This is a genomic window from Parvularcula mediterranea (genome assembly GCF_013085255.1).
GTDB classification, from domain to species: Bacteria; Pseudomonadota; Alphaproteobacteria; order Caulobacterales; family Parvularculaceae; genus Parvularcula; species Parvularcula mediterranea.
On sequence record NZ_JABFCX010000002.1, the window covers coordinates 377,240 to 389,428 of the forward strand.

Annotated in this window: 15 protein-coding genes; 13 read left to right on the forward strand and 2 right to left on the reverse strand. The window is 62.5% G+C overall.

Going from position 1 to position 12,189, the window contains the following annotated elements:
- Window positions 1-37 precede the first annotated feature (37 nt).
- Entirely contained in the window at window positions 38-1,141 is a 1,104-nt protein-coding gene (locus tag HK107_RS02385; protein ID WP_173196440.1) for a DUF3089 domain-containing protein, read from the forward strand.
- 33 nt (window positions 1,142-1,174) lie between these two features.
- Here HK107_RS02385 and HK107_RS02390 read toward each other — a convergent pair whose 3' ends face one another.
- Together HK107_RS02390 and HK107_RS02395 are read right to left on the reverse strand one after the other, a co-directional pair.
- Window positions 1,175-1,615: a hypothetical protein gene (locus tag HK107_RS02390; protein WP_173196442.1), complete on the reverse strand. Its 441-nt coding sequence runs from the start codon at window positions 1,613-1,615 to the stop codon at window positions 1,175-1,177.
- A gap of 1 nt (window position 1,616) precedes the next feature.
- Window positions 1,617-2,900, reverse strand: a complete 1,284-nt coding sequence (locus HK107_RS02395; protein WP_173196444.1) for a hypothetical protein — start codon at window positions 2,898-2,900, stop codon at window positions 1,617-1,619.
- Window positions 2,901-3,056: 156 nt separating this feature from the next.
- Here HK107_RS02395 and HK107_RS02400 point away from each other — a divergent pair, with 156 nt between their 5' ends.
- The 12 genes from HK107_RS02400 (at window position 3,057) to HK107_RS02455 (ending at window position 12,166) form a co-directional block, all read left to right on the forward strand.
- Window positions 3,057-3,197 (forward strand): hypothetical protein, encoded by a 141-nt coding sequence (locus HK107_RS02400; RefSeq protein WP_173196446.1) that lies wholly within the window; start codon window positions 3,057-3,059, stop codon window positions 3,195-3,197.
- A gap of 36 nt (window positions 3,198-3,233) precedes the next feature.
- Window positions 3,234-3,446, forward strand: a complete 213-nt coding sequence (locus HK107_RS02405) for a twin transmembrane helix small protein (protein WP_173196448.1) — start codon at window positions 3,234-3,236, stop codon at window positions 3,444-3,446.
- A gap of 51 nt (window positions 3,447-3,497) precedes the next feature.
- A complete protein-coding gene (locus HK107_RS02410) occupies window positions 3,498-4,064 on the forward strand; it encodes a cob(I)yrinic acid a,c-diamide adenosyltransferase (protein ID WP_173196450.1) in 567 nt (188 codons plus the stop codon).
- A 126-nt stretch (window positions 4,065-4,190) separates the two neighbouring features.
- A complete protein-coding gene (locus HK107_RS02415) occupies window positions 4,191-4,940 on the forward strand; it encodes an electron transfer flavoprotein subunit beta/FixA family protein (RefSeq protein WP_173196453.1) in 750 nt (249 codons plus the stop codon).
- 3 nt (window positions 4,941-4,943) lie between these two features.
- Complete coding sequence (locus tag HK107_RS02420; protein WP_173196455.1) at window positions 4,944-5,873, forward strand: electron transfer flavoprotein subunit alpha/FixB family protein; 930 nt, start codon at window positions 4,944-4,946, stop codon at window positions 5,871-5,873.
- Between the two features lie 309 nt (window positions 5,874-6,182).
- Window positions 6,183-6,701: a PEP-CTERM sorting domain-containing protein gene (locus HK107_RS02425; RefSeq protein ID WP_173196457.1), complete on the forward strand. Its 519-nt coding sequence runs from the start codon at window positions 6,183-6,185 to the stop codon at window positions 6,699-6,701.
- Window positions 6,702-6,846: 145 nt separating this feature from the next.
- Window positions 6,847-7,380 carry a hypothetical protein gene (locus HK107_RS02430; RefSeq protein ID WP_173196459.1) on the forward strand — a complete coding sequence of 178 codons (534 nt, stop codon included), beginning with the start codon at window positions 6,847-6,849 and terminating at the stop codon, window positions 7,378-7,380.
- Between the two features lie 45 nt (window positions 7,381-7,425).
- Entirely contained in the window at window positions 7,426-8,589 is a 1,164-nt protein-coding gene (gene crtY, locus HK107_RS02435; RefSeq protein ID WP_173196461.1) for a lycopene beta-cyclase CrtY, read from the forward strand.
- Window positions 8,586-10,163 (forward strand): phytoene desaturase, encoded by a 1,578-nt coding sequence (locus HK107_RS02440; RefSeq protein ID WP_173196463.1) that lies wholly within the window; start codon window positions 8,586-8,588, stop codon window positions 10,161-10,163. The genes crtY and HK107_RS02440 overlap by 4 nt, the downstream gene beginning before the upstream one ends.
- Window positions 10,164-10,165: 2 nt before the next feature.
- Window positions 10,166-10,471, forward strand: a complete 306-nt coding sequence (locus tag HK107_RS02445) for a hypothetical protein (RefSeq protein WP_173196465.1) — start codon at window positions 10,166-10,168, stop codon at window positions 10,469-10,471.
- 1 nt (window position 10,472) lies between these two features.
- On the forward strand, window positions 10,473-11,441 hold the full coding sequence (locus tag HK107_RS02450) for a phytoene/squalene synthase family protein (RefSeq protein ID WP_173196467.1): 969 nt from the start codon (window positions 10,473-10,475) through the stop codon (window positions 11,439-11,441).
- A complete protein-coding gene (locus HK107_RS02455) occupies window positions 11,438-12,166 on the forward strand; it encodes a fatty acid desaturase (protein WP_332871474.1) in 729 nt (242 codons plus the stop codon). The genes HK107_RS02450 and HK107_RS02455 overlap by 4 nt, the downstream gene beginning before the upstream one ends.
- The last annotated feature ends 23 nt before the right edge of the window (window positions 12,167-12,189 follow it).

Consider the following 12,189-nt stretch of genomic DNA (forward strand, 5'->3'; position numbering starts at 1 on the left):
CGTCCCAGAGGAAAACTTCACGAGAGTTGATGCAGTCATGACATCTTTGCGCATCATCCTTTTGGCGCTGATGGCCTCGCTCCTCGGAGTTGGCGTCCTGGCCTTTGTTTTCCAGGACGAGGTCACGCTAGCGGTGATCAATCCTGACCGTAGTTACGAAGCCTACACACCGCCGCCTGCCCCCGATCCCTCGGACGATCTTGCATGGTTCGCGCGGCGCGCTGGCGAGGGTCAGGCTGCGATTTTCATCATCCATTCCAATGTCTATCGCGGTGACGGGAACTGGAACGCGCCGTTCGACCGGGTGACCCAGAGCGACTTTCTCGCGCATGTGCAGATCCCGGCTGAGGCCTGGCCTTTCCTGGGGCGCGGGGCAATCTGGGTGCCGCGCTATCGCCAGCCGACCCTATTCGCCCGCTTCACCCAGAAGCAGCCGGGCGAAGGCGCGCGCGAGACGGCTTACGGCGACATCGCTGCTGCCTTCCGCCAGTTCGTCGCCGAGGCCGGGCCGGAGAAGCCTCTGGTGGTGGCCGGATATGGCGACGGGGCGCTCTTCGCCGGACGGCTCTGGCTTGAGGCGATTGAGCCGAACGCGCTTCTCAGGGACAGGACGGCTGCGGTCTATGCGATGGGGATGCCCCTGCCCGCGCGGCCGTTCGAAGATGCTGTCTGCGGCAGGCGGGACGAGCCGCGCTGTGTGGTCAGTTTTGCCCCCGTGGATACGCGGTTTGAGAGCTATCAGGAGCGGCTGCGGACGCGGACCCTGACGCTTGATGGGCGGGGCGGGCTCCAGTCGGCGCAGGGTGTCGGCAAGCTCTGCGCACCGCCGCCGATGGCTCCGACCGTGACGGCCTTCGATGGGAACACTGGCAAGACCGTCGACTTCACCCACGGCGCGAGCTGTGCCGATGGGCTCTTCGTTCACCAGACGCCCGAGGACGAGCTGATCCGGCAGAAGCGGCACTTCGGTCAGAAATGGTATCCCAACGGGGTGAACCTCTTCGCGGGGCCGCTTCAAAAGGATGTGGACCAGCGGATCATCGGGCTGCTCAGGGCCCGGGCGAAGGTGACAAACACGGTTCCGCCCCTACCTGATGCTGAAGAGATCATTGAGAGCGAAATCAACACGATACCGCGTTGATCTCAGACTTCATCAAGCCGTTCGGAAACGTCTTCAGAAGATGCCGAGGAACTTCTTCCGGCGGCCCTTCTGCCAGGCTTCCTGCTTGGTCCGGGCATAGTTCAAATAGTCAGAACCTGAGCGGCGCACGCGGGCTTCGGTGAATTTGAGGTCGGCCAGCAGGCGCTCATCAAGGCCCGAAGGGGCCGTCACGTCAGCCTCGGCGGAGAAGCTCGTTTGAGCTTCAGGACCACGGCGGCGGCGCGAAGCGCGCTTGCCCTTCTGCTCAATTTCGGCGTGGAGCGCGGCGAAGGCGGCCTGCACGGCATCGCTCTCGTCAGCCTTGCCAGCGGCGAGGGCTGCATCGGTGTCGAAGCTCTCCTCCAGCCTGCGGGAGACCGAAGGGCGCGCCATGGCACTCATCTCGCGGGTCGTGAGGTTGGCGCCCGTGGTGCGGGTGAAGCCGGTCCAGATCTCTTTCAAACGGTCGGTCATATCAGAGCTCCGCCTTCTCTTTGCCCATCACCATGCCCTCGTTCCGGGAGATGGTGGCGAGGCTGATCGGCCCGCCGACGGTCTCCACGGAGTTCATCACCTTCTGCTGGAAGGAGTTGAGCTTGATGAGCGATGCGGCCGTCTCGCCGAGCTCCTTCTTGGGGAGGACGCTGACCGCGCGCAGGATCGGCGCGGTGTGGACGGCGTATTGGAACTGGTCGATCGACTGGAAGAAGGCCCGGAGCGCGGTGCCGAGGCTGCCTTCGGAATAGTCCGAGAGGAGCTGCGCGCGCTGCTGGTCGTTGAGGCCCGGCGCGCGGCCGATCACGTCGGTAACGAGGTGGCTGGAGAGCTTCAGCGTCTCACCGAAGAGGAACATGCGGAGGTTCGCATCCATGCCCGTGAGGAAGGTGCGGATCATCCGGTCCTGGGCGAAGGGCGCGATCACCGGCCCGCCGTCAGCGGTCATGTCCTGGGCCCGGTCCATGCGGTTCTTGAGCTTGCCCAGCACCACGGTGGAGGTCAGGTAGCTCCGCATCGAGGGAAACTTCTCGGCCCGGCCGAAGCCCGCGAAGACGACACCCGTGTAGTGCTCGTAAAAAGCGTCTTGGGTCACCGACATGACGGCGATCTCGCGGAGCTTCTGGACGATGTCAGATGGCACCGAGAGCATCGGGAATTCGTTCTTGAGGGACTGGATCAGCGAGCCGATCAGCTCGTCTATCTCTGCGCCATAGCGGCGCATCAGCTGCTCTTCGGTCCCCTCTGGGAAGACGTCGAGACGGCCACGCGAGGTGCCGTCGAGATTGCCCACGAGGTCGCCGTAAAGCTCTTCCACCACATAGCCGAAGACGGCCGAGACATGCTCGCGCAGGCGGCCGGCCTTGGACTGCTTCAGCTGGTGGAGCTGGTAATCGAAATCGTCCGCGACGATCGAGAGGACCACGGCCACGTGCTTGAAAAACTCAGTGTCCTGGTGATCCGGGGGGAAAAGCTCGGGATTGTCGGAGAGGAAATTGATGAAGTCCCTTGCGTGGGCCTCCAGCGTGTCGAGGGAGCGCCCGCGGTTCTGATCGCGATAGAGGGAGATGATCGTCTCCCACGGCGTGCTCATCAGCTCGGCATTGTTGTAGATCATCACGCCGATCGGCTGGCCGTCGACCAGTGGGAACAGCTTGTCCACAGACTGATAGGTCTTGAGGTAATTCGTACCCGAGATCGTCACGGCACTGTCGGCAGCCATAGCCACCGCAGACCGGTTCATTAGGACCACTTCAGACGTCATGCCCCACCCGTCTCCCGTTCCTTCCTGCCCAGACTAAGGCAGGCGCTGACCATTGGACAGCTTTGACGCGGGCGGGAACTCAACCGCCCTTCCTACCGTCTCTATTCCATATTTGGCGTCGTCGCCAGTCGCGGCGGCGGGAAAGGGTTAAGAATTATGAACGAGCAGCTTCCAACCGTCGAAGCCAGGCAGGGCCGTAACCGTCAGTTTCAGTGGAGGACCTTCCTGATCTCTACTGGTCTGGCTGCGTCAATTCTCGCGCTTCTCTACCTCGCGTTTTCCGCGGGAACTGCCTAACTGCAGGACCTGAACGCGTGAGCGAAAGGACCATTCATGCTGACCGCTCTTCAGTACTTTCTCATTCCCCTCGCCCTTCTGGCGACAGCGGGCTTTCTTGCGGTCGGGATCTATTCCCTCGCGAAGGGTGGTGAGTTTGCCGAGAAGAACTCGAACAAGCTCATGCGGATGCGCGTGACGGCCCAGGCCATCGCGGTCGCGTTGCTGATGCTGTTCGTCTACCTGCTGACGCAGAATTCGGGCGGCTGAAGCCCATTTTGACCACTGGCGGGACTGGGCAGTGCGGCCTAGGTCTCGGCCATGGTTACTCTCAACAAGATCTACACGAAGACCGGCGACGGCGGCGACACGGGCGTCGTTACCGGTGAGCGCCTTCCCAAGACCCACCCGCGGATCGTTGCCATCGGCGATGTCGATGAGCTGAACGCTGCGATTGGCGTTGCGATGGGTCATGCCCTCGGTGATGAGCTGATGGGGATGCTGCTGGCGATCCAGAACGACCTCTTCGACTTGGGCGCAGACCTTGCGACGCCGAAGACGCTAAAGGGGGAGCTTCGCCTTGATGCTGGCCGGATTGGTCGGCTCGAGGAGATGATCGATGCGCTCAATGAGAGCCTTCCGCCGCTTGAAAGCTTCGTCCTGCCATCAGGGCCCGGCGGCGCAGGCGCCCTCCACCTCGCCCGCGCCATTGCAAGGCGTGCGGAGCGCTCGGTCTGGGCGCTCAAGGATGATGGAGGCGAAGTCTCAGGGCCCGTACCGACCTTCCTCAACCGCCTCTCCGACTTCCTCTTCGTAGCCGCCCGCAAGGCCAGCCGAAATGGCGGGGGCGAAGTCCTCTGGGTGCCTGGCGGGGCCAAGGACGAGTAGCGAAGCGTTTGGAAACGCTGCCTGACGGATCGTGAGCGAATGCGCGGCTTCGCGACATTGCTTCCCCCATCAGCGCAGCCTAGACCCCGCTTCAACTGAGCAAAACCAACCATAAGGGAGACGCCCATGAAGGTTCTCGTCCCGGTCAAACGGGTGGTCGATTATAACGTCAAAGTCCGCGTCAAATCGGACAATACCGACGTCGATCTCGCCAACGTCAAAATGTCCATGAACCCCTTCGACGAAATCGCCGTCGAGGAAGCTGTGCGCCTGAAAGAGGCTGGCACGGCGGAAGAGATCGTCGTGGTCTCGATCGGCCCTGAGAAGGCGCAGGACCAGATCCGCCAGGCCCTCGCCATGGGCGCGGATCGCGGCATCCTGGTCACCTCCGACGACGACGTCGAGAGCCTCGGCGTTGCCAAGGTCCTCCAGAAGATCGTCGAGGAAGAGAGCCCAGAGCTCGTCATCATGGGCAAGCAGGCGATCGACGATGACCGCAACCAGACGGGCCAGATGCTCGCTGCCCTCCTCGGCTGGCCGCAGGGCACCTTCGCTTCGGAAGTGAAGAAGGACGGCGACAAGCTGCACGTCACCCGTGAGATCGACGGCGGCCTGCAGACCGTGGCGCTGAACCTGCCCGCAGTGGTCACGACGGACCTGCGCCTCAACGAGCCGCGCTATGCGTCGCTGCCGAACATCATGAAGGCTAAGAAGAAGCCGCTCGACAAGAAGACGGCCGCTGACTTCGGCGTCGATATCGCGCCGCGCCTCAAGAAGCTGAAAGTGACCGAGCCGCCGAAGCGCGAAGCCGGCATCAAGGTCGAGTCGGTCGCCGAACTCGTCGCGAAACTCAAAAACGAAGCGGGGGTCCTCTAAGCCATGGCTATTCTCGTTATCGCCGATCACGACAACAACGAACTCAACGACGCGACCCTGAAGGTCGTCGCTGCAGCCCAGAAAATGGGCGGCGACATCGACGTACTGGTCGCTGGCGAAGGCGCTTCTGGCGTTGCCGAGGCTGCGTCGAAGATCAACGGCGTGCGCAAGGTCCTGCACGCAGACGATGCCAACTATGCCAAGCGTCTGGCTGAGCCGATGGGCGAGCTGATCACCGGCATGGCCGATGGCTACAGCCACATCGTCGCCTCCTCGGGCACGGACGGTAAGAACTTCATGCCGCGCGTCGCAGCCAAACTCGACGTGATGCAGATCTCGGTGATCACCGGGGTCGAGAGCGAAGACACCTTCGTCCGCCCGATCTATGCAGGCAACGCGATGGCCACGGTCCAGTCCTCGGACGCCACCAAGGTCATCACCGTCCAGCCGACCGCGTTCGACGCCGTCGCCACGGACGGCTCGGCCTCGGTCGAGACCGTCGGCAATGGCGCGTTCCCGGGCATCTCGGAGTTCGTCGCCGAAGAGCTGACCAAGTCGGACCGTCCTGAGCTGGCCGGTGCGAAGATCGTCATCTCCGGTGGCCGTGCCCTCGGCTCCAACGAAGCGTTCGAGCAGTATATCTACCCGGTCGCTGACAAGCTGAACGCCGCCATCGGTGCCTCGCGCGCCGCTGTCGACGCTGGCTACATGCCGAACGACTACCAGGTCGGCCAGACCGGTAAGGTCGTCGCGCCTGAGCTCTACATCGCCGTCGGCATCTCCGGCGCCATCCAGCACCTCGCTGGCATGAAGGACTCCAAGGTCATCGTCGCCATCAACAAGGACGAAGAAGCCCCGATCTTCCAGGTCGCGGACTACGGTCTTGTCGGCGATCTGTTCGACCTGATGCCTGAGCTGGAAAAAGCTCTCTAAAGGCATGCTTATCTACCTGAGCGCATTTCGCGCTCAGGTAGTGTTTGCGGCCCGGCAAGGGCAATTGTTACAGACCTGAAGACCCCATTTCGAAGAGTGTTTTCTCGCTGGACGTCGAGCAGCTTTCTCTTCCACGTGGATTATCGCGCTTCTTCAGTCATTTATCCCACCTCTACTTCTGCATCACCGTAAGAACACTCGGGGCAACCTGTCGCAGCTCTAGGTAGAGTCACGTTTTTCGCTGCCCCATTTCGTGGCTCTCGTGTCTGTGATAAATGCTAACCCGGGTTAACTGAGGGGGAACGCACCATGTTCCGCAAAATCTTCGCGCTGATCGCCAGCGCAGTGATGCTCACCGGCATCGCATCGGCAGCAACCGTCGTGAACATCGGGACCTTCCCGGGCAACGACTCCAACCAAGAGCCGGGCAGCCAGATTCCGGCAACGTTCATCGAGCTCGGCAAGTTCGACTGCGATAATGACAGCTGCTCGACCGCTTCCGGTTCCGGCGTTGCCATCGGCAGCTTCAGCTATGCTGTGACGTCCACGTCGGGCGCAACCGAAGGCACGTTCACGCTGAACCCTGGCTCGGGCTACGAGCTGGCTTACTTCGTGGTGAAAGCTGGCAACGAGTATGATCTCTACCAGATCATCGGCCCCGTCGTGTCGGGCACGTTCAACTGGGACACCAGCAATCTGAACGGCAGGAACCTTTCGCACCTGAGCTTCTACGGCAACCTCGCCGAAGTTCCGGTCCCGGCTGCAGCCCTGCTGTTCCCGGCTGGTCTCGCCGCGATGGCATGGCGCCGGAAAAAGCGCGCCGCGTAACGCCGCAAGGCATCTCAACACTGCAGAGAGCCCGGTCGCTTCGATGTGACCGGGCTCTTTCTCGTTTTAACCACGTCTTTGAACGCCGTGGTCACCCTGATCTCCGAAACTGTCCCCTAGCACTCGGGTTTCCGTGGGGACGCACATGGCACTTTTCAGGTTTTTCGCTGCAGCACTCATCATGATGACAGCAGCTCCGGCTTCGGCGGCCATCATCACCGCGACGGAGCTTGGCGACACCCGCGGCAATGACAATAGGCGTGGCGACAAGCTGGCTCCGGTGAACGACCTGCTGGCGTCCCTCGGCTACGGCCCGGTTGATCTCTACCTCGGCAAGCTCGAAGAAGAGGGCGGCGGTGAGAGCGGCGCCGTCGACATGAGCGCCTTCTCGATCACCGGCTACTCCAAGCCGAATGGCACGTTCACGTTCGACCTGCCCGATGGCTTCGTCCTGACCCACTTCACGGCCAAGGCAGGCAACGGCTTCGCGGTCTTCCTGATGGACGAAGTTGTGAACGCCGGCACCGTCGACTTCGACACCGGCTTCACCCGCTCCGGCCTCTCGCACCTCAGCTTCTTCGGCACCCAGTTCTCCGACGTCGCACAGGTCCCCCTCCCGGCAGCAGCAGGCCTCTTCGCAGCAGGCATCCTCCTGTTGGCAGGCCGGAAACTGCGCTGATCTGAGGAGTTCCCTCAGGAGGGGAACTGCCGCTAGGCGGATGGGGTGCGCTACGACCTTATCTTCGCCGGCGGCGGCCTAGCTTCTTCCCTGACGGCCTATCGGCTGGCTCAGCTTCGGCCCGAGCTGAAGCTGGCGATTGCCGAGAAGGGCGAGGCGGCAGGTGGGAACCACACCTGGTGCTTTCACGGCACGGACGTGACGCCTGGGCAGCTGAGCTGGCTCGACCCGTTCATCACGACGCGGTGGATGGAGGGGCAGGATGTGCGCTTCCCTCAACGCGCGCGGACGCTCTCGACCCCCTATTTCAGCGCTACCTCGGACAGGCTGGCCGAGGTGATGGCGGCTTCTCCTGTGACGCTGCTGACCGATGCAGAGGCCGTGGCGATCTCTCCGGGGAAGGTGACGCTGGCGGATCAGTCCACGCTTGAGGGTACGGTGCTCGATGGCCGGGGCGCGCAGGCCTCCGAGCATATCAATGTCGCCTTCCAGAAGTTCTTGGGCCTCGAAGTGCGCTTCAAGGAGCCCCACGGGCTGACCCGGCCGATCATCATGGACGCGACAGTGCCCCAGACGGATGGCTACCGCTTCGTCTATGTGCTGCCCTTCTCCGAGGACACGGCGCTTCTCGAGGACACCTACTATGCCGACGGCGCGCAGTTCTCCCGCGAGGAGCTGCGTGACGGGCTCTCCCGCTATGCCGCCAAGCAGGGCTGGGAAATCGCCGAGGTGATTCGCGAGGAGGAAGGCGTGCTGCCGATCGTCCTCGAGGGCGACATCGACGCTTATTATGAGAGCTTCCGGGGCGAGCCCGCGCCGGTGGGCCTGCGCGCCGCCCTCTTCCACCCGGTCACAGGATACTCCCTCCCTGAGGCGGCGGGCCTCGCCGACAAGATCGCTCAACAGACTGACTTTTCGCCGGAAAACCTGGCCCGGGTGGTCGAAGCCCACGCCAAGGAGCGGTGGCACGCGCACCGGTTCTCAAGGCTTCTCAACAGAATGCTGTTCCGCGCTGCAGATCCGGCCTTGCGATACGTTGTCCTGCAGCGCTTCTATGGGTTGCCCCAGGGCCTGATCGAACGATTTTATGCTGGGCAGACAACCCTCGGTGACAAGGCGCGGATCCTCGCAGGAAAGCCCCCCGTGCCAATATCGAGGGCCATCAGGGCACTGGCACCAGCCAGCCCAAGGAAGGATGTGAGAGCATGAGTGAAGCGGTTCGGATCGATGGTGACGAAAGCGCGCCTCTCTCCCCGGCAAATGACAGCGCGAAGCCGACGGCTTGCGTCGTTGGCGCAGGGTTCGGCGGTCTCGCCCTCGCCTGCCGCCTGCAGTCGATGGGATTCCAGACGACGCTGATCGAAGCGCGGGACAAGCTCGGTGGGCGTGCCTACGTCTATGAGAAGGGTGAGTTCTTCTTTGACGGCGGGCCGACGGTGATCACCGACCCCTCCTGCCTTGAGGAAGTGTTCGCACTCTCAGGCCGGAAGATGTCGGACTATGTCGAGCTCCTGCCCGTCGAGCCGATGTACCGCCTCGCCTGGGAAGACGGGAAGGTCTTCGACTATTTTCAGGAGACGGAGAAACTCGTCAAGGAGATCGAGAAGTTCAATCCTGACGATGTCGCGGGCTATCACAAGTTCTACAATTACTCGGAAGCTCTGTTCAAAGAGGGTTACCTGAAGCTCGGCCACGTGCCGTTCCTCAACTTCTGGTCGATGATCAAGCAGGCGCCTTCGCTTGCGACGCTGCAGGCGCAACGCTCCGTGGCCGGACGGGTTGGCGACTTCATCAAGGACCCGCAGCTGCGCCAGGCGTTCAGCTTCCACACGCTGCTCGTCGGCGGTGACCCGCACAAGACCTCGGCCATCTATGCGCTGATCCACGCGCTGGAGCGGAAATGGGGCGTCTGGTTCCCGCGCGGCGGCACGGGCGCCTTGGTCCGGGCCTTTGGCAAGCTGTTCGAAGACCTGGGCGGCAAGACGATCATTGGTGACGCCGTTGAGGAGATCACTGAGGTCGGCGGTAAGCTCCGTACCGTGAAGACCAAGGGCGGGTTCGAGCAGGACTTCGACTGCGTCGCGTCCAATGCCGACATCGTCCACACCTATGAAAAGCTCCTCGGCAAGACCCCGCGCGGCCGTGCGGTGACGCCTGGCCTCAAGAACAAGCGCTTCTCCATGTCGCTCTTCGTCGCCTACTTCGCGACCGATCGTAAGTATGAGGACATTGCGCACCACACGATCTGCTTTGGCCCTCGTTACAAGGAGCTGATCGCGGAGATCTTCTCCGGGCCGAACCTGCCCGACGACTTCTCTCTCTACCTCCACCGCCCGACGGCGACGGACCCGGGCATGGCGCCTGAGGGGCATGACAGCTGGTATGTCCTCTCGCCGGTGCCGCACCTTGGCAAAGCGTCGATCGACTGGTCGGTCGAAGGCGAGAAGTACAAGCAGAAGATTTATCAGTACCTTGAGGAACGCTATATTCCTGACCTCAGGAAGCACATCGTGGCGGACCATTTCATCACGCCCGAGAGCTTCAAGAAGGACCTCGTGGCCCACCACGGCTCGGCCTTCAGTCTCGAGCCTGTGCTGACCCAATCGGCGTTCTTCCGCACCCACAACCGCGATGACGAGATCCCGAACCTCTACTTCGCGGGCGCAGGCACCCACCCCGGCGCAGGCATCCCCGGCGTCGTCGGCTCAGCCAAGGCCACGGCCCGCATCATGGCCGAAGATTTCGGCATGGGCGCTGCCTATGAGGCGATGGCGGCGGAGTAGGAATGACGCAGGCGGAGCAAATCGACGATTTCGCGGCCTCGATCGGCACAAGTCGATCGAGCCGAGCGCTAGACCTCCGCTGGTCTGATGCTCTTGCGTTTGGAGCGATGTTTCTGGTCGGAATGCCCGCGATACTCCTCGCCCATGAAGGCCGCTGGCTCCTCGCTGTTCCTATCTATCTTGGCCTTCTGGTAGCCATGGGAGCTTACTGGTGGGCTGAACACCCGCGACCCTTCGGGCGTCTGCCTTTTATAATGAGCATCGCTACCGTTGGCGCGCAGTTCATCGCGCAGATTTGGATAGAATAAGATGGACGGCACCCTCGCAAAGCTTTCCAGTGAATCCATCGCCAAGGGCTCGAAGTCCTTTGCGATTGCTTCGCTTCTGTTCCGCCCACAGATGAAGCGGCATGCGCATATGCTTTATGCGTGGTGCCGGTTCTGTGATGATGTGATCGACGGGCAGAACCTCGGCTTTGGCGAAACCATTGCGGCGGGCAGCGAAGGTGCTCCTGATGCGGACGATCTCAGGATGCTGTGGGAGCAGACCGAGGCCGCCTACAGAGGCGATCAGCTCAAGACCTGGCAGTTCGATGCCTTCCAGCAGGTGGTCCTTGAGACCGGGATGCCGAAGCAGCACCCGCTTGACCTCCTGCGGGGGTTCGAGATGGACGTGGCGCAGCACTCCTACGATACGCTCGAGGACACGTTGAAATACAGCTACCACGTGGCGGGCGTCGTCGGTGTGATGATGGCCATCGTCATGGGGGTCAGCCCCGATGACGAGAACACGCTCGACCGTGCATCGGACCTCGGCATCGCCTTTCAGCTCACGAACATTTGCCGCGACGTGATCGACGATGCCGCGATCGGCAGGATCTACGTCCCCGGAGCATGGCTCGAGGAAGAAGGCGTCCGCGCCGATCCGCAAGCCGTGCTGGCGGAGGAGAATCGCGAGGCCGTCTGGCGTGTCGCGCTGAGGCTGCTTGGCGAGGCGGACCGTTATTACCAGAGCTCAGGCCCGGGTGTCCGGCGCCTGCCGATCCGCGCAGGGTTTGCCGTTGCAGCGGCGCGCGGCGTCTATCGCGATATTGGCCGGGTGGTCAGGACCAAGGGCCCAAGGGTCTGGGACAAGCGTGCCCGCACGTCGGGTCGGCGCAAGCTGGCACTGGCGGGCCTTGGCTGCCTTCAGGGCGCGGGATCGAAGTCCCTCGCCTTCCGACAGCTCCCGCCGCGCGGTGACCTCTGGAAACGGCCCTCGCTGGAGCTGCCTTCGTGAACGTGAAAGAGATGCAGAAGCGGAGCGTGATCGGCGTCGGCCTCGCGGCCGCGCTGACGCTCGCATGGCTGTTTCTGCATATTTATTCCGTACACTTCTTTGAGGTCACGCTGGCCAGCCTGCCGCTGGTTCCCGTGCTGATGGCAACGCTCTGCTGGCTGTCCGTGGGGCTCTTCATCATCAGCCATGACGCAATCCATGGCAGCCTTGCGCCGGGGCATCCGAGAGTGAACCGGGTCATGGGCTGGATCGTCACGACCTTCTACGCGGGCTTTGATTTCGACCGCCTGACGGTGAACCATAACCGCCACCATGACGCTCCGGGGACGGAGCATGACCCTGATTTCTCGGTCACCCATCCGAAGAGGTTCGTTCCGTGGTTCAGGGAGTTCTTCCTGAGGCATTTCGGCTGGCGGCCCCTTATCTTCGTGAATACGGTCGTGGCGATTTACTGGCTGGTGCTTGGAGCGCCGATGCTGAACATCGTGCTGTTCTACGGCATCCCGGCGCTGGGGAGCGCGGTGCAGCTCTTCTATTTCGGTACCTTTCGCCCCCACCGGCATGAGGGCGACAGCTTCGCCGATGACCATAGGACGCGCAGTTCAGGCTATGGCTGGCTCACGAGCCTCCTGACGTGCTATCATTTCGGCTACCATCACGAGCACCATCTCCACCCTGAAGAGCCGTGGTGGCGCCTGCCCGCCCGGCGGAAAGAGGCGGCGTGAAGAGACCATGGACGAAGCTGACC

What these genes read in the sequence shown, in the direction of transcription:
- HK107_RS02415 (WP_173196453.1), top strand. Translation starts at nt 4,191, where the DNA reads ATGAAGGTTCTCGTCCCGGTCAAACGGGTGGTCGATTATAACGTCAAA.
- HK107_RS02405 (WP_173196448.1), top strand. Translation starts at nt 3,234, where the DNA reads ATGCTGACCGCTCTTCAGTACTTTCTCATTCCCCTCGCCCTTCTGGCG.
- HK107_RS02395 (WP_173196444.1), bottom strand. Translation starts at nt 2,900, where the DNA reads ATGACGTCTGAAGTGGTCCTAATGAACCGGTCTGCGGTGGCTATGGCT.
- HK107_RS02420 (WP_173196455.1), top strand. Translation starts at nt 4,944, where the DNA reads ATGGCTATTCTCGTTATCGCCGATCACGACAACAACGAACTCAACGAC.
- HK107_RS02445 (WP_173196465.1), top strand. Translation starts at nt 10,166, where the DNA reads ATGACGCAGGCGGAGCAAATCGACGATTTCGCGGCCTCGATCGGCACA.
- HK107_RS02450 (WP_173196467.1), top strand. Translation starts at nt 10,473, where the DNA reads ATGGACGGCACCCTCGCAAAGCTTTCCAGTGAATCCATCGCCAAGGGC.
- HK107_RS02430 (WP_173196459.1), top strand. Translation starts at nt 6,847, where the DNA reads ATGGCACTTTTCAGGTTTTTCGCTGCAGCACTCATCATGATGACAGCA.
- HK107_RS02390 (WP_173196442.1), bottom strand. Translation starts at nt 1,615, where the DNA reads ATGACCGACCGTTTGAAAGAGATCTGGACCGGCTTCACCCGCACCACG.
- HK107_RS02410 (WP_173196450.1), top strand. Translation starts at nt 3,498, where the DNA reads ATGGTTACTCTCAACAAGATCTACACGAAGACCGGCGACGGCGGCGAC.
- HK107_RS02425 (WP_173196457.1), top strand. Translation starts at nt 6,183, where the DNA reads ATGTTCCGCAAAATCTTCGCGCTGATCGCCAGCGCAGTGATGCTCACC.
- HK107_RS02385 (WP_173196440.1), top strand. Translation starts at nt 38, where the DNA reads ATGACATCTTTGCGCATCATCCTTTTGGCGCTGATGGCCTCGCTCCTC.
- HK107_RS02440 (WP_173196463.1), top strand. Translation starts at nt 8,586, where the DNA reads ATGAGTGAAGCGGTTCGGATCGATGGTGACGAAAGCGCGCCTCTCTCC.
- HK107_RS02400 (WP_173196446.1), top strand. Translation starts at nt 3,057, where the DNA reads ATGAACGAGCAGCTTCCAACCGTCGAAGCCAGGCAGGGCCGTAACCGT.